This window comes from Breznakia blatticola (assembly GCF_004365815.1).
GTDB lineage: Bacteria > Bacillota_I > Bacilli_A > Erysipelotrichales > Erysipelotrichaceae > Breznakia > Breznakia blatticola.
Map to the genome: position 1 here is coordinate 1 of NZ_SODD01000051.1, position 16,785 is coordinate 16,785.

Annotated in this window: 14 protein-coding genes; all 14 read right to left on the reverse strand. The window is 35.7% G+C overall.

The features are described from left to right. Positions 1-111 precede the first annotated feature (111 nt). A complete protein-coding gene (pyrE, locus tag EDD63_RS10240) occupies positions 112-750 on the reverse strand; it encodes an orotate phosphoribosyltransferase (RefSeq protein WP_134171114.1) in 639 nt (212 codons plus the stop codon). After that, positions 750-1,445 (reverse strand): orotidine-5'-phosphate decarboxylase, encoded by a 696-nt coding sequence (gene pyrF, locus EDD63_RS10245; protein ID WP_134171116.1) that lies wholly within the window; start codon positions 1,443-1,445, stop codon positions 750-752. Before pyrF ends, pyrE begins: the two co-directional genes overlap by 1 nt. Then, complete coding sequence (locus tag EDD63_RS10250; protein ID WP_134171118.1) at positions 1,442-2,347, reverse strand: dihydroorotate dehydrogenase; 906 nt, start codon at positions 2,345-2,347, stop codon at positions 1,442-1,444. The genes pyrF and EDD63_RS10250 overlap by 4 nt, the downstream gene beginning before the upstream one ends. Beyond that, the gene (locus EDD63_RS10255; RefSeq protein WP_134171120.1) at positions 2,341-3,087 is read right to left on the reverse strand and encodes a dihydroorotate dehydrogenase electron transfer subunit; all 747 of its coding nucleotides are present in this window, start codon (positions 3,085-3,087) and stop codon (positions 2,341-2,343) included. Before EDD63_RS10255 ends, EDD63_RS10250 begins: the two co-directional genes overlap by 7 nt. Beyond that, positions 3,087-6,278: a carbamoyl-phosphate synthase large subunit gene (gene carB, locus EDD63_RS10260; RefSeq protein WP_134171122.1), complete on the reverse strand. Its 3,192-nt coding sequence runs from the start codon at positions 6,276-6,278 to the stop codon at positions 3,087-3,089. The genes EDD63_RS10255 and carB overlap by 1 nt, the downstream gene beginning before the upstream one ends. Next, positions 6,278-7,357: a carbamoyl phosphate synthase small subunit gene (locus EDD63_RS10265; RefSeq protein ID WP_134171125.1), complete on the reverse strand. Its 1,080-nt coding sequence runs from the start codon at positions 7,355-7,357 to the stop codon at positions 6,278-6,280. Before EDD63_RS10265 ends, carB begins: the two co-directional genes overlap by 1 nt. Position 7,358: 1 nt before the next feature. Continuing rightward, entirely contained in the window at positions 7,359-8,633 is a 1,275-nt protein-coding gene (locus EDD63_RS10270; RefSeq protein WP_134171127.1) for a dihydroorotase, read from the reverse strand. After that, positions 8,630-9,514 carry an aspartate carbamoyltransferase catalytic subunit gene (locus EDD63_RS10275; protein WP_134171129.1) on the reverse strand — a complete coding sequence of 295 codons (885 nt, stop codon included), beginning with the start codon at positions 9,512-9,514 and terminating at the stop codon, positions 8,630-8,632. Before EDD63_RS10275 ends, EDD63_RS10270 begins: the two co-directional genes overlap by 4 nt. Before the next feature lie 203 nt (positions 9,515-9,717). Beyond that, the gene (locus tag EDD63_RS10280; protein WP_134171131.1) at positions 9,718-10,305 is read right to left on the reverse strand and encodes a TMEM175 family protein; all 588 of its coding nucleotides are present in this window, start codon (positions 10,303-10,305) and stop codon (positions 9,718-9,720) included. A gap of 74 nt (positions 10,306-10,379) precedes the next feature. Then, on the reverse strand, positions 10,380-11,966 hold the full coding sequence (locus EDD63_RS10285; RefSeq protein ID WP_134171133.1) for an NAD(P)/FAD-dependent oxidoreductase: 1,587 nt from the start codon (positions 11,964-11,966) through the stop codon (positions 10,380-10,382). After that, positions 11,966-13,000, reverse strand: coding sequence for an acyltransferase family protein (locus tag EDD63_RS10290; RefSeq protein WP_134171135.1), 1,035 nt, complete (start codon positions 12,998-13,000; stop codon positions 11,966-11,968). Before EDD63_RS10290 ends, EDD63_RS10285 begins: the two co-directional genes overlap by 1 nt. 9 nt (positions 13,001-13,009) lie before the next feature. Continuing rightward, entirely contained in the window at positions 13,010-14,164 is a 1,155-nt protein-coding gene (gene alr / locus EDD63_RS10295; protein ID WP_243833768.1) for an alanine racemase, read from the reverse strand. Then, entirely contained in the window at positions 14,151-15,221 is a 1,071-nt protein-coding gene (locus EDD63_RS10300) for a D-alanine--D-alanine ligase family protein (protein WP_134171137.1), read from the reverse strand. Before EDD63_RS10300 ends, alr begins: the two co-directional genes overlap by 14 nt. After that, positions 15,214-16,596 carry a UDP-N-acetylmuramoyl-tripeptide--D-alanyl-D-alanine ligase gene (locus tag EDD63_RS10305; RefSeq protein ID WP_134171139.1) on the reverse strand — a complete coding sequence of 461 codons (1,383 nt, stop codon included), beginning with the start codon at positions 16,594-16,596 and terminating at the stop codon, positions 15,214-15,216. The genes EDD63_RS10300 and EDD63_RS10305 overlap by 8 nt, the downstream gene beginning before the upstream one ends. Between the last annotated feature and the right edge of the window lie 189 nt (positions 16,597-16,785).

Sequence of the window (16,785 nt, forward strand, 5' to 3'; positions counted from 1 at the left end):
GATTAAGAAAATGAGCAATATATGGAATAAACCAAGAAAAAAAGGAGCTGTGCTCCAGATTTGGCTAAATATGCCTATCTGTCACAGCCCCTTTTAACTGTTTTATTTGATTTATTCTACATTCATCCAAGCATCACTTGTTGGATCTGCTTTAAATGCTTGTAGTTTCTTTAAATCTGCTTCTTGGATATAGTCATTTTCTACTGCAGCTTCAAGCAAGTAATCATAATTACTTAGTGTACGAAGTTCACAGTTCATATCTTCAAATGCTTGTTTTGCTTTCGGTAATAAGTATGTAAAGATTGCAGCGACACCTAAAACTTCACAACCTGCATCACGTAAAGCATCAATTACATCCTTTACGCTTCCACCAGTCGAAATAAGGTCTTCTACAACTACAACTTTCATTCCAGGTGTAACTTTACCTTCAATTTTATTTTCTTTACCATGGCTCTTATTTGAGCTTCTTACATATCCCATTGGTTTGTATAATTCTTGTGCAACCATTGCAGCCCAAGGAATACCAGCAGTTGCTGTTCCCATTAGCATATCTGCATCAGGAAATTCACGACGAATCATTGAAACAAACCCACTAACAACAGCATCGCGTTTTTCAGGATATGATAAAACCAAACGGTTATCACAATAGATTGGACTTTTAATTCCACTTGCCCATGTAAATGGATCATTTGGACGTAAATATACAGCTTCTACATCTAATAGATTTTTTGCAATTACTTTTTCATTCATTATTTCATCATCTCCTCAATTTGGTAATATGTTTCTTTTGGGTTTGCACTTTTTGTGATGGAACGTCCAACCACAATATGATCGCACCCTTCTTCTTTGGCAAACGCTGGTGTTGCCACACGTTTTTGATCATCTTTTGAATCATCAGCTAAACGAATCCCTGGTGTAACCGTCAAGAAATCAGGTCCGCATACTTCATGAATGGCTTTAGCTTCATGTACCGAACAAACCACTCCATCAAGTCCTGCTGTTTTTGCATTTTTCGCATATAGTTTTACACAATCAATCACTTCTCCAGGAATACCCAATTCATCATTCATCGCTTCCTTTGAAGTACTTGTTAGTTGTGTAACCCCAATACATAATGGACGTTTTCCTCCAACGCTTCCTTCTTCTAAACCTTCAATCGCTGCTTTCATCATCGCAATTCCACCAGCACAGTGTAAATTCACAATTTCTACACCAAGTTTTGCAAGGTTTTTCATTCCACCTTTTACCGTATTTGGAATATCATGAAGTTTCAAATCTAAGAAGATATGATGTCCCATTTCTTTTACTTCCTTAACAATATCCAATCCACATGCATATGTTAATTCCATTCCGATTTTTACATAGATAGGTTCATCAAATTGCTTTAAGAAATCTAAGACCTCATCTTTTGTTGAAAAATCTAAAGCTACAATTGTTTTGTTCATACATGACTCCTTCCGATCGCATCTTTTACTGATTTACAGCCATATTTTTTTAAGACTGTTGGTAACTGTTCAATAATTTTTGGACAGATGTATGGATCTACAAAGTTATACATCCCTACTTGCACTGCACTAGCTCCAGCATATAGAAATTCTAGTACATCCTCTGCACAAGTAATTCCCCCTACTCCAATAATTGGAACATCAACTGCTTGATAGACTTGGTATACCATGCGTATCGCAATTGGTTTAATTGCAGGTCCACTCAGTCCTCCAGTTGTATTGGCAATGATTGGCTTTGCGCTATGTAAATCAAGTCGCATTCCTAGCAATGTATTAATTAACACAAGTCCATCAGCACCTGCTTCTTCCACTGCTTTAGCGATTTCGACAATATTTGTTACATTTGGTGAAAGTTTAACCCATACAGGTTTAGTTGCTACGGCTTTTGCCATACGCGTAATATTCGCTGCAAGTATCGGATCACTTCCCAATCCAATTCCACCATGTTTTACATTTGGACAAGAGATATTCAGTTCATATGCATGTACTTCTGGACAATCATTTAAGCGTTTGATTACTTCAATATAGTCCTCTTCACTTGCTCCTGCAACATTCGCTAAAATTTGCGTATCGTATTGTTTTAAGAACGGTAGTTCTGTTTCGATAATTTTATCGACACCAGGATTTTGCAGTCCAATCGCATTAAGCATTCCTGAAGGTGTTTCTGCAATACGTGGCGTTGGATTTCCAAAACGTGGCTCAATGGTTGCACTTTTTATGGCAATTCCACCCAATATACTTAAATCATATAATTCTGCATATTCACGACCAAACCCAAAGCATCCACTTGCTGGCATAATTGGATTTTTTAAATCGAGTCCAGGTAATTTAATATCTAACATTCAAATGCCACCTTTCCAATTGGGAAAACTGGTCCCTCTTTACAAATACGATAGTATAATTGTTTATCTTTACTATCTTTGCATACACAACCCATACAAGTTCCAATACCACACGCCATACGTGCTTCAAAACTTAAGTACCCTTTCGTGTATGTTTGATTTAATGCTTCAAGCATACGCATCGGACCACAACTGTAAATCGTATCAATTGTAATATTGTGTTCTGCAATTGCATCAAGTACAGTTCCTTTTGTTCCATAACTCCCATCCATCGTTGCTACATATACATCACAACCTAGAAAGGCAAAGTCATCTTCATAGAACATGCTCTCTTTATCGTTGAAACCTAAGACAACTGTAACTTTTGTTTGTTTATCACGAAATTGCTTTGCAACTTCAAATAATGGTGGAACACCAACACCCCCACCGATGATTAGAACTTCATCTAAATCATCGATTGGGAATGGTGTACCTAATGGTTCAAGGACATCTAGTATTTGTCCTTTTTTTACTTTACTTAAAGCTTTGGTTCCATCACCTACAACTTTGTAGATGATCTTGTAGCAATTATGATTCACACTAGAAACACTAATTGGTCTTCGCAACATAAATCCATCAAGTTTAATATTCACAAACTGACCTGGTAAAATCGTTGGCATATGTTGTGGACGTAGAATCATCTCAAATGTGTCTTTGGCAATTTCTACATTCCCTAAAACTGCATCTTTACTAACAATCATTACTGATCTCCCATTGGTAAAGCGGAGAAACTTTGTGCTTCAATTACTTTTAAAATTGCATTTACAGTATCTAAACTTGTTAGACATGAGATTCCATTTTCTGCAGAGAATCGACGAATTAAGAATCCATCATCTCTAGAACCTTTATCTTGACTCATCGTATTTACAACATAATCAACTTTTCCTTTGATAATTAAGTCAAGTACATCATTTTCTGCTTGTTCCACTTTCGCAACTTCTTCTACACGAATACCATGATCTTTTAAGTATTTACATGTTCCACTTGTCGCAAAGATTCCATAACCGATTTCTTCAAAGCGTCTAGCAATATCTAGAGCCTCTTCTTTGTTTTCATCTGCGATTGTCATAAGTACACTTCCATGTAATGGAATTTTTGTACCTGCAGCAACCATTGCTTTGTATAAGGCTTTTTCAAGTGTTTCATCTCCACCTAGAGATTCTCCAGTACTCTTCATCTCTGGTCCAAGTGTCGTATCTACTGAACGTAGTTTCGCAAATGAGAATACAGGTGCTTTTACATATACACGTTCTGTTTCACGTTTAATTCCTTCAAGGTATCCTTGTTTGATTAAACTTTGTCCCATGATTGCTTTTGTGGCGATATTTGCCATTGGTACATTTGTAATTTTTGATAAGAATGGTACGGTTCTTGAACTTCTTGGGTTTACCTCAAGTACAAATAAGTCATCATCTTTATCAACGATAAATTGAATATTGAATAATCCAATGAAATTGAATCCTTTACCAATTTTTGTTGTGTATTCGATAATTTTGTATTTGATATCCTTACTTAAGGTTTGTGTTGGATAGACAGAAATTGAATCTCCTGAGTGAACTCCAGCACGTTCAATATGTTCCATAATTCCTGGAATATATACGTTTTCACCATCACAAATAGCATCCGTTTCTACTTCTTTTCCGACAATGTATTTATCGACAAGAATAGGTGCATCATGACTAATTTCCTTCATCGCATTGGTCATATATACTTCTAAATCTTTATCTGAGTGTACAATTTCCATCGCACGTCCCCCAAGCACATAACTTGGACGAACAAGTACAGGATAGCCAATACGTGAAGCAATCGCTAATGCTTCTTCAACAGTAATTGCTGTTTCCCCTTGTGGTTGAGGGATACCAAGTTTACGTAACATCGCTTCAAACTCGTAACGGTCTTCTGCTTTATTGATGTTCTCTACACTTGTTCCTAAAATTTTCACACCACGACGTACAAGTCCATCTGCTAAGTTAATTGCTGTTTGTCCACCAAATTGTACAATCACACCTTCTGGATCTTCTAAATCCACAATGTGCATTACATCTTCGAGTGTTAGAGGTTCAAAATATAATTTGTCAGAAATCGAGAAGTCTGTCGATACGGTTTCTGGGTTGTTGTTGACAACAATTGCCTCATATCCAGCTTCGCGTAATGCAAGCACACAGTGTACGGTTGCATAGTCAAACTCAACTCCTTGTCCAATACGAATTGGACCTGAACCAAGTACAATAACTTTCTTTTTATCGGTACGAATACTTTCATTTTCATCTAAATACGTTGAGTAGAAATATGGCGTGTGACTTTCAAACTCACCTGCACATGTATCTACCATTTTGTATACAGGAATCATATTTTCTTTTTTACGTAAATTGTAGATGTCATCTTCACTCATATTCCATACACGTGCAATGTATGAATCAGAGAACCCATTACGTTTCACTTTTCTAAGTACATCGACATCACCAACGTTGTATTTTAACTCTTCTTCCATTTTGTGGATGTTTTTAAGTTTCGCTAAGAAGAATGGATCAATCATCGTTAATTCAAAGATATCTTCAAATGATGCCCCACGACGAATCAATTCCATTACTGCATAAATACGTTCATCATCACGCCATTTCGCTTTCTTCCATAGTTCTTCATCACTCATATCATCCATTTCTTTGATTTGAATATGATCGACTTTCATTTCAATTGAACGAATGGCTTTAAGTAAACTTTCTTCAAAGTTACGACCAATGCTCATAACTTCTCCAGTAGCTTTCATTTGCGTTCCTAAGCGACGATCTGCACTTGGGAATTTATCAAATGGGAAACGTGGAAGTTTTGCCACAATATAGTCAATACTTGGTTCAAAACAAGCATATGATGTTTGTGTTACTGGGTTTAGTATTTCATCTAAAGTAAGTCCTACAGCTACTTTTGCCGCAAGTTTGGCAATTGGATAACCTGTTGCTTTACTAGCTAATGCAGATGAACGAGAAACCCTTGGATTTACTTCTATAACATAGTAGTTAAATGAGTGTGGATCTAAAGCAAGTTGAACGTTACATCCTCCACAAATTTCAAGTGCACGAATGATATCCAAAGATGCATTACGTAACATTTGGTGTTCACGATCACTTAAGGTTTGCACTGGTGCAACAACGATACTATCTCCGGTGTGAATTCCAACTGGATCCACATTTTCCATCGAACAAACCATAATTGCATTATCGTTGTTATCGCGCATAACTTCATATTCAATCTCTTTATATCCAGCAATACTTTTTTCAATCAAACATTGTGTCACTGGTGAAAGTTTCAATCCATTTTTTGCGATATCTTTTAATTCTTCATCATCTCTGGCAAATCCTCCACCAGTACCACCAAGGGTAAAGGCAGGACGCACAACTACTGGATAACCGATTTCATTTGCAAATACAAGTGCTTCTTCTACCGTATGTACAATTAAACTATCTGGAATTGGTTGTCCCAATTCTTCCATTAATGCTTTGAATTTTTCACGGTCTTCCGCTTTTTCAATTGCATCTAATTTTGTCCCTAGAATTTCAACATTTTCTTTTTCTAAAATTCCAGCATTTGATAATTCGACAACTAGGTTTAGACCTGTTTGTCCACCTAGTGTTCCCAAAATTGCATCTGGTTTTTCTTTATGGATAATTTTCGATGCAAATTCAAGTGTCAATGGTTCAATATACACTTTGTCAGCAATTTCACGATCTGTCATGATGGTTGCTGGGTTTGAGTTAATTAAGATTACTTCATAGCCTTCTTCACGTAAAGCCTGGCATGCTTGGGTTCCTGCATAATCAAATTCTGCAGCTTGTCCAATGACGATTGGTCCAGAACCAATCACCATAATTTTTTTAATATCGTTGCGTTTTGGCATTATTTATTTCCCCCTTGTGCATCCATTACTCTCATAAATGTGTCAAATAAGTAGTTTGCATCTTCTGGTCCAGGTGCAGCTTCTGGGTGGTATTGCACACTGAATAAGTTCTTTTCAGGACAAGCAAGACCTTCAACACTTTTATCATTTAAGTTACGGTGTGTAACTTCTAAATCTGTATTTGCCAAACTTTCTTCATTTACTGAAAATGAGTGGTTTTGACTTGTGATTTCTACTTTACCTGTAAGTAAGTTCATAACTGGTTGGTTCGCTCCACGGTGTCCAAATTTTAATTTATCGATTTTCGCACCTGAAGCAAGGGCAATTAATTGGTGACCTAAACAGATTCCAAAGATTGGAATTTGTCCAATAAGGGCACGAATATTTTCAATTGCTTGAGTAAGTTCACGAGGATCTCCAGGACCATTACTTAGCATAATTCCATCTGGTTTTAAGTTCATAACTTCTTGTACCGTTGATGTATATGGCATAATTTTCAAATCACATCCTCGACTTGATAATTCACGAACAATTCCTTGTTTTGCTCCGTAATCAATTAAGACAACACGACGTCCGCGATTTGGTACTTGAAATGCTTTTTGCGTAGAAACTTGTGCAACTTGTCCAGTTGGATATGGTGCAGCTTTCAACATGGCAACAGTTGCATCTACATCAACATCCATATCTGCCATAATGGCTTTCATCGTACCTTCTTTACGAATTAGTTTTGTTAGTTTTCTTGTATCAATTCCAGCAAGTCCTGGAATATCATTACTTGCTAGAAATGTATCAATACTTTCATCAGAGCGCCAGTTGTTTGGATATTCACAGTATTCACTTACAACCAATCCGAAGATTGCTGGTTCAATACTTTCAAAATCATCACGATTGATTCCATAGTTTCCAATCATTGGATATGTCATCAAAACAATTTGTGCACAGTAACTTAAGTCACTGATTACTTCTTGATAACCACTCATTCCGGTGTTGAAGACAATTTCTCCCATTTGATAGTTACTTCCACCAAATCCTTCACCTACGAATACACTTCCATCTTCTAATATTAACTGTCTTTTCATTTTATATATCCTCCTGGCTGTTATATACTATTTTACCATCTACTAGAACCGTTGCAATTTGGGCTGCAACTTTATATCCATCAAATGGTGTATTTTTTCCTTTGGAAGCAAATGTTGTTTTATCAATCACACCCTCTGTTTCTGACCAAACTACAAGATCTGCTTGATACCCTTCAGCAATTTTTGCAGTATGGTGTAAGCCAAAGCGTTTTGCTGCTTTTTTACTAACAAATTGTTCAAACTGTTCAAGTGTAAATATCCCAGTTTTCACAAAGTGTGTATATATCAGGGGCAAACTTGTTTCCAATGCCACTATACCAAATGGTGCTTGCACCATATCCTGTGCTTTTTCTTGTTCTGTATGTGGGGCATGATCATTCGCAATAAAATCAATGGTTCCATCAAGTAAGCCATCGATAAGTGCTTGCTTATCTTCTTTGCTTCGTAATGGTGGATTCATTTTATCATTTGCATTATGTACATCTTCTTCACTAAGTAGTAAGTGATGCGTTGTTACTTCCCCACTTACATTTGCACCTTTTGCTTTATAGCTTCGAAGTAACTGTACACTTTCTTTGCAACTCATATGACAAATGTGATATGCACACCCACTTTCATATGCAAGTTGCAAATCACGTTCAATTTGTTTATATTCCGTTTCACTTGGAATTCCAACAAGTCCTAAAACTTTATTTTGTTTTCCTTCATGCATGCATCCTTCTTTTGGTCGATAGGACATATCTTCGGTGTGCGCGACAATCATAACATCATTTGCTTTTGCTTGTTGCATTGCTTGTTTCATCATCGTTTCACTTTGAACACCAACCCCATCATCACTAAACCAGTGAATACCAAGTTGTTTTAATCCCTTCATATCAACAAGTTCATTTCCTGCTTCACCTTTTGTAATTGTCGCATATGGATATGTATGAACCACTGCATCTTTTTTTATGCGTTCTTGATATGCTTTCATTACTTCTACATTATCTGGATACGGGTGAATATTTGGCATTGCAAAGATGCTTGTATATCCCCCATGAGCTGCAGCCAAACTACCAGTTGCTATTGTTTCCTTTGTTTCAAATCCTGGCTCACGTAAATGCACATGCACATCAACTCCTCCAGGCATCACATAAGCTTCATTCACATCAAGAATTTGCTCGTTTTCACATGTAATATAATCTGCAATTCTTTGAATCTTTCCATCTACAATTCGAATATCTTGAACTTTTGTCTCATTATCTTTTACGAGTATTCGTGCATTTCGTATAATCATTCAAATTCCTCCTGGAGTACATATTTCAACATTGCTTTGCGTACATACACACCATTTTCCATTTGTTTAAAAATTCTAGACTTACTTGCTTCCACCAAATCTGAATCAATTTCCACTTGTCGATTGACAGGTGCTGGATGCATTACAATCGTTTTTTCTTTTAATGTTTCATAACGCTGTTTTGTAAGTCCATACATATCTAAATATGTATCTTTAGATAATGCTGTTTCTTGTTCGTGTCGTTCGTGTTGAATACGTAGTAACATAACAACATCTGCCCATTTACAGGCTTGATCCAAATCCATGTAACGCTTTGTATCAATCATCCATTTTTTAGGACCTGCAAATTTTACATTTGCTCCCAATCGAGTTAATGCTTCATCGTTACTTTTCGCAACTCGTGAATGTGCAATATCTCCAACAATTACAACATTTAAATCTTCAAATGTTTGAAAGTGTTCATAGATTGTATATAAATCAAGCAAACACTGACTTGGATGATTTCCACATCCATCTCCTGCATTAATCATTGGTACATCAATGGATTCCAATTGTTTAAAATACTCATCTTCAGGGTGGCGAATCACCATTGCCTCATAGCCTAACATCTGAAATGTCTTGATGGTATCATATAAACTTTCACCTTTTTTTAATGAACTGGCATTTGCATTAAAGTCTACAACTTTACAATTGAGTCCATACTCCGCACTAACAAATGAATAGTGTGTACGTGTACTAGGTTCAAAAAAAAGATTAGCAACTAAATACGATTTCGTAAAATGCCAATCTTTATGTGAAGTTGAAAACTTTTTTGCGTCATGCAAAATGTTGATGATATCCTTGTTTGATAAATCGCTCATGGTTAGCAAACTTTTGTACATCGTGTTTCCTCCAATTTTCCTAAAAGAAAAGGTCCTTGCAAATATGCAAAAGGACCTTTATTGTTCAAAAAAAATAAAGTCTATGACCTTCTTCACCTCTCTGGATGATCTTAAAGGACCTTTTCGTTACAACTATAATACCAATACTCAAGTAAAACATCAACTAAAAATATCACGAATTTTCAGATTCATTTCTTGTCGTGTTACGATTCAATTTCTTCTAATAGTTTTTCAATTTGTCGAGAAGGAATTAACCAAGGAAGTAAACCAAAAATATACATCATCATAATTAGTACTGGTGAGATAAATATACCAAGTAGCACTCCGATGATATTTAATGAAATTGTAATTTTTAACTTTAGATACCCTGTAGTTGTTTTAGCAATCAATGAATGTTTACCCTGTGCTTTTACTAATTCATGTAGTACCCATGCATATGCAAGATCTGCTAGCATCAAAACTGAAGCATAAAATAACTCAGGTGCTAAATCAAATAGATGTGAATCTACCCAACGTGTCGCAAAGGGAACCAATGTTAAGATAAAAATAAATAACATGTTAGCCCATAAGATCCGTCCATTGACTTTCTTAACTGCTTGAAACATATGATGGTGGTTGTTCCAATAGATCGCTAGTGAAATAAAGGAAATAAAATACACGATAAAGGTTGTTTTCATTTCAAATAACGAAGCGAAGGTTGGCTCCCTTGGCAGTTCTAATTCCAAAACCATGATTGTCATAATAATGGCAATAATTGCATCACTAAATGCCTCTAATCTACTTTTACTCATAGGACCTCCAATCCTCTATTATTATGCCACACAGCTAAGAAAAAAGTGCCGCGAATGCTCACGACACGATAGTTCTACTTACTGATATTTGTATTTGTGTACTTTGTAATAATTACTTCTGCACATTTCAAGCCATCAATTGCACTTGATGTGATTCCACCAGAATACCCACTACCTTCACCAATTGGATATACATGTTTGATAGTACTGCTTTCCATGGTTTCCTTACGACAGATACGAATTGGACATGAAGAGCGTGTTTCTACTCCTGTCAGTAAAGCATTTCCATTTTTAAATGCTTTGTTTTTCTTTTGAAACGCTCGAATTCCTTCTTGCAACTTATATGTAATGCTTTCTGGTAATAAGCGATGTAAATTCGTGTATGTTACACCTAATGGGTATGATGGTTCAATCATTTCCCCTTCGCTATGTTCTTCTAAGAAATCACTTACGCGTTGTGCTGGTGCTTTATATGTGCTTCCAGCAAGTTCATAAGCGAGTCGCTCTAGTTTCTCTTGAAACTCGATACCCTTGAATATTCCTTCACCATAGTCACTTTCATCTACTTGCACAAGTATTGCTGCATTTGCATTTTCTTTGTCTCTTGCATAATTAGACATTCCATTAACAACAACATGTCCTTGATTACTTGTTGCTGCTACTACTTGTCCACCAGGACACATACAAAACGTATACACGCCACAGCCTTCCACGTTATGCGTCAATCGATAACTGGCTTGCGGTAAACTTTCATGCATTGCATATTTATGGTACAGTGCTTCATTAATCGCTTTTTGCGTATGTTCAATTCGTAGTCCAACAGCAAACGGTTTACTTTCCATGAGCAATCCTTGTTTATGAAAACGATAGAAACTATCACGGCTACTATTTCCTAAGGCAAGAACAACAACATCACTACAGATTTCTTGCGTATTCACAACAATTCCCTTACATACATCATCTTCAATAATCAACTTTTCCACTTTTGAATCAAAATGAAGCGATCCACCAAGTGCAATGATTTCCTTTCGAATACTGCGAACTACATCAATTAAAATATCACTACCAATATGTGGATATGCATCATATACAATTTCTTTAGGTGCACCATGTTCTACAAACATGTCATAGACATCTTGTACGCGATAATCTTTTGTGCGTGCTGTTAATTTTCCATCGCTGAATGTACCAGCACCACCTTCACCGAATTGAATATTACTTTCTTCATTTAGCGTACGTGTTTGATAAAATGTTTCCACATCTTTCACCCGTTTTTCAACCTGACTTCCACGTTCAAATACACGGGGTTTATATCCTTGTCTAGCAAGTTGCAATGCACAAAACATCCCTGCTGGACCAAAGCCAACAATAATTGGTCGCGTATGCAATTCAACAATTCCACCAACAAGCTCACTTCGTGGTTCAACAACAAGTTTACGCACATTTTTTATCTTCCTTTGTAAGATGGCATTTTCATTAACAACTTCAACATCTAGACTATAACTATACGAAACTTGATGATGCCGTGCATCGATGTTCTTTCGATAGATGGAAAAAGATTGAAGATCACTTTTCGCAATCTTCAACTTTTTTAAGATCTTTTCTTGTAAGTCACTTTCCTTTTCATCCAAGGTAAGTTTGATTTGATCCAGTCGTAACATTAATATAAGTTCCTTAAGATTTTAAACTCTTTACGTTTGGAAATATTATAAATTAAATATGCCAAATCAACTACGATAACTAAAACGATTACAGTTGTAAAGAAGTTATTGAATTCAATTGGTAGTATAGAAATAATCCAAGCAAATAAAGCAAATAAGAAATAAATCAAAATACTATATGAACGATAATTCACAAAACGTGGATTGTAGTTCAAATTGAATGTTAAAACCAAACAGAAACAATAGTAGTGTAAAGGTACTAATGTAATTAACATATACGTTTGATCACTAAATAGTCCAAGCCCTTTAATAAAGAAACCTTCAATTAAAAGTAATACAACACATACAATGATGCGTTTTACATAGAATTCACGGTTTGTTGATACGGGTGTTTGTGCAATATAAGCACCTAGTAAAGTAAATATCGTTCCATAGAATAGTCCATTACGGGCAGTTCCAAATATATCTAAATATAGTTTTACAAGTTGTGAAATACCAGGAATTTCAGCTAGCACTGGTGTATAGACATTAATCATCATACCAACAACAAATAAAGCCAGTCCGATTTCCAATACACGAATTGGACGTAGTTTATGCATCATGATATAGATTAGTACAGTTGAAAACATCATTGCTGGAAATATCCATAAGTGATAATAACTTCCAGTAAAGAAGAAATCACGAACGAGAAATAACAAGGCTTGTGCACTAAATTTAGCTTGTGCTAAGTTATAAATAATCGGAACAATATAGATTGCCGTCCAAATTACATACAGCTTCGCTTGACGCCATAAATAGTTCCGTAAATACATACGATTTTCGCGTTCACTTTCCTCATGGAAATCGAGTTTTCTAAAAAAGAAATATGCACTTGCAACAAAGAAAAATGGTACAGCAACTCTTCCCAAAATAAATGAGACAAAAAAGTTAGCAATATCACTCACTCCTTTAAATGGTTGCAAGTATGCAAGAATTGCAAAAATTGCAGCAATCAACTTGAGGATATCGATTAGATAATTCTTATGGTTCTTCATAGGTTCTCCTTAATCTTTTTTTATATAAAATCTAGGTACACGTGAAGCCAGTAAAGTAAACGATTCATTGTTTATCGTATTTGCAGCTCTTGAAAGCTCATCAATTTTAATTACTTCATCCCCATCTATCCCCACGATGGTTACTTCATCTTCACAGTGTACATCAAGTCCAGTTGCATCAATCATAAATTGATCCATACAAATGTTCCCGATGATGGTACAACGTTTTCCTTTTACGAGCACTTGTAAGCCTTTATGCGAGGCATTACGGTTTAATCCATCTGCATATCCACATGCAACCGTTGCGACTTGTATATCGCTTGTTGCTTGATAATTACGCCCATATCCAATATACGTACCAGCTTTTACTTGCTTTACACAAGATATTTGTGCTTTCCAGGTAAGAACAGGTTCAAGATCACAAGGAACTTTTAATGGTTGTGCATCATCACTTGTATTTCCTAACAGTAGAATTCCAATACGTGCATAATCATATGGTAAATTTGGATAGTTAATTGCTCCATAACTATTTTGAATATGTTTAATCTTCACTGGTAAATTTGCAACTGCTAAATCTTGTAAGACTCTTTCATATAATTCAATTTGATGGAATGTATATGCTTCATCGTCATCTCGGTCAAACGTATCTGCTACACTAAAGTGCGAGAATACCCCTTCAACTTCCAAATGATCACATGTATAGACTGCTTTTACTTCATCAATATGATAGTTATCATCTAAACAAGGAAAGCCAATACGTCCCATTCCTGTATCTACTTTAATATGTACACGAATCTTTACATTTTGTGTAGTTGCATATGTATTCAACGTTTGTGCAAACTCTGTTGAAAACACACATTGTACAATATCTAATTCATGTAAGTAATGAAAGTGTTCACTTGGTGTAAATCCAAGGATTAAGATATTTGCTTTGATCCCGTTTTGACGTAAACGCACAGCTTCATCCACACTACTTACAGCAAAGAAATCACAACCCTCATTTTCTAAAAGTGAGGCAACTTTTACATCTCCATGATGATACGCATCAGCTTTCACTACTGCCATAATCTTCGTATCATGAATATGCTTATCCATCACATGATAGTTATGAACAATCTTGTTTTCGTCAATTTCGACCCAAGTTCTTTTTTTACTTTGTAGCATTTGCTTTCTCCAAAGCAAGTTCAAGTAATGTATCTAGTAGTTTTGGAAAATCATAACCAACATTTGCCATCATACTTGGATAACGACTTGCTGATGTAAATCCTGGAATTGTATTAATCTCATTGAAGAATATTTTTTCATCATCATCAATAAACATATCAATTCTTGATAATCCACTACATCCAAGCACATGATAGATCGTTTTCGCATATGCTTTAATTTCTGCTTTTTTCTCATCTGATATTCTTGCAGGACAATGTATTTGTGTATTTTCTAATTCATATTTTGCATCATAATCAAAGAAAGAATTATGTGTTTCAATTTCATCCACATCTCCAATAATTAGTGCATCATTTCCTAATACTGAACTTCCTACTTCAAATCCAGAAATTCCACTTTCAATGACAATTTTATCATCATATGCATATGCAAAATCGATCGCTTTTTCTAAATCATCCATAACATTCACTTTACTAATTCCAAAACTACTTCCTGCATTTGCAGGTTTCACAAATAATGGAAATTGAAGTTTTGCTTCAACTTGTTTTACGATCTGTGCCATTGTTTGTGGCATGTTTTTACGTAAAGCGATATATGGTGCCATTGGAATTCCTGCACTCTCACAAATGATATGTGTGTATTCTTTGTCCATTGCAATTGCACTACTTACATGATTACAACCAACGTATGGAATTTGTGATAATGTGAAAAGTCCTTGAATCGTTCCATCTTCTCCATTTTTACCATGTAAAATAGGAAGTAAAACATCTAACTTTTTCGTTGTATATGTTCCATTTTCAAGAATCAATAATCCTTCTTGTTTTGAAGGAGATAGTAACGCACGTGTCGCATGTCCACTTTCTAACCAGTGATCATGTTCAAGTGTATCAATATCACCATCATATACATACCAGTTTCCATTTGGATCAATTCCAATCATGGTTACGTCGTATTTATTTGCATCTAAGTTACGCAAAACACTAGCGACAGAGTGTAAAGATACAGGATATTCACTTGAATTCCCACCAAAAATAACTCCTACTTGTAGTTTACTCATATTTACCTCTTAATTTATCAACAACTTTATCTAGTTGCATTCCTCGACTTCCTTTAATCAAAACTGCAATTGAATGATTTTCTAGACTTTCTAAATAATCAACAATTGCATCATGACTATCCATATGCTGATACACCTTGTTTGGTGCAATTTTACTTGCTTGTTCAATATAATACTTTGATAATGGTCCATATGCAATCAATTCATCAAACGAACTATTTGCTACATATGCTCCAACTTGTTTGTGATACATTTTCTCATCTGGCTCTAAATCTAACATATCTCCTAAAATAACAACACGATATGCACCTTCAATACCAGCAAATGCATCAATTGCAGCTTGTGCACTTTCCGGGTTTGATTTATAACTGTCATTCAAAATTGTAAAACGATCAATTTTAACTACTTCATTACGCATACCTGTTGGCTCATACATATCAAAGCCAGCTTGGATTTGTTGATCTCTAAGACCTAGCTTTTTTAAACACGCAATTGCTGCTAAGGCATTAATTGCTTGATGTTTTCCAATGGTTTGGATATGAAATGTAGCGTTCGTAGCGCTTGTTGTAAAGTAAATCATATCATCTTTTTGGGTAAATGAAGTCAGTTGAATTTGATTATCATCCTGTTCTCCATAACGTATACGTTCTACTGGTACATCTTGTTTTTCATCAATAACTTTGGCAAGAAATGGATCATCTCCATAATAGACAAAAAGACCATCATTAGGTAAATCATCCATAATTTCAAGTTTTGCACGAGCAACGTTCTCTTTCGAACCCAGAGTTGCTAAGTGTGCAGCACCAACACCAGTTAAAATCGACATCGTTGGTTGTACCATCGGATTTAAAAATGCGATATCTCCGACATTTTCAACACCCATCTCACAAACGATAACATCTGTGTCTTTGCTTGCTCTTAGTAAAGTAATCGGAACACCGATTTCATTGTTTTGATTTCCTAATGTTTTTGTTACTTTGTAAGTAGCCATTAAACCAGCTGCAAGAATATCTTTTGTGGAAGTCTTTCCATTACTTCCCGTGATTCCAATTACTTGTATGTCCAATGACTCACGATACGCCTTTGCTAAGTCCTGTAAAGCTTTTACACTATCTTCTACAAGTAATGTAGCTATACTGCTTGTCACAAATGCTTCGTTATCAATAATTGCTAGTACTGCACCTTGCTTGCTGGCACTATCGATATATGTATGTCCATCAACACGTTCTCCAGCAATTGCAATATATATATTGTCCTGTTCGATGATTCGCGAATCTGTTGAAACTCCAGCAACTCTTTGGTCTGCTGCAGCTCCATTTAATTGTAATGAACCACCAATCATTTCTTGAATACCTTGAATGGTATGAATTAACATAGGTAAGCCTCCTATAAATATCTTTATAATTATAGCATAATCGCTATCTAGGTGAACATCTTTTCTAAAAAAGGTGCAACACAAAAAAAGACACCCGAAATGGATGTCTAATCAACTGGCGATTTGCTATTTTCACTTGGGCAGGCCAAGCTATCGTCGCCGTTAAAGTGCTTAACTTCTGTGTTCGAG

What these genes read in the sequence shown, in the direction of transcription:
- EDD63_RS10305 (WP_134171139.1), bottom strand. Translation starts at nt 16,596, where the DNA reads ATGTTAATTCATACCATTCAAGGTATTCAAGAAATGATTGGTGGTTCA.
- EDD63_RS10290 (WP_134171135.1), bottom strand. Translation starts at nt 13,000, where the DNA reads ATGAAGAACCATAAGAATTATCTAATCGATATCCTCAAGTTGATTGCT.
- EDD63_RS10275 (WP_134171129.1), bottom strand. Translation starts at nt 9,514, where the DNA reads ATGTACAAAAGTTTGCTAACCATGAGCGATTTATCAAACAAGGATATC.
- pyrE (WP_134171114.1), bottom strand. Translation starts at nt 750, where the DNA reads ATGAATGAAAAAGTAATTGCAAAAAATCTATTAGATGTAGAAGCTGTA.
- alr (WP_243833768.1), bottom strand. Translation starts at nt 14,164, where the DNA reads ATGCTACAAAGTAAAAAAAGAACTTGGGTCGAAATTGACGAAAACAAG.
- EDD63_RS10270 (WP_134171127.1), bottom strand. Translation starts at nt 8,633, where the DNA reads ATGATTATACGAAATGCACGAATACTCGTAAAAGATAATGAGACAAAA.
- EDD63_RS10300 (WP_134171137.1), bottom strand. Translation starts at nt 15,221, where the DNA reads ATGAGTAAACTACAAGTAGGAGTTATTTTTGGTGGGAATTCAAGTGAA.
- EDD63_RS10280 (WP_134171131.1), bottom strand. Translation starts at nt 10,305, where the DNA reads ATGAGTAAAAGTAGATTAGAGGCATTTAGTGATGCAATTATTGCCATT.
- carB (WP_134171122.1), bottom strand. Translation starts at nt 6,278, where the DNA reads ATGCCAAAACGCAACGATATTAAAAAAATTATGGTGATTGGTTCTGGA.
- EDD63_RS10285 (WP_134171133.1), bottom strand. Translation starts at nt 11,966, where the DNA reads ATGTTACGACTGGATCAAATCAAACTTACCTTGGATGAAAAGGAAAGT.
- EDD63_RS10250 (WP_134171118.1), bottom strand. Translation starts at nt 2,347, where the DNA reads ATGTTAGATATTAAATTACCTGGACTCGATTTAAAAAATCCAATTATG.
- EDD63_RS10265 (WP_134171125.1), bottom strand. Translation starts at nt 7,357, where the DNA reads ATGAAAAGACAGTTAATATTAGAAGATGGAAGTGTATTCGTAGGTGAA.
- EDD63_RS10255 (WP_134171120.1), bottom strand. Translation starts at nt 3,087, where the DNA reads ATGATTGTTAGTAAAGATGCAGTTTTAGGGAATGTAGAAATTGCCAAA.
- pyrF (WP_134171116.1), bottom strand. Translation starts at nt 1,445, where the DNA reads ATGAACAAAACAATTGTAGCTTTAGATTTTTCAACAAAAGATGAGGTC.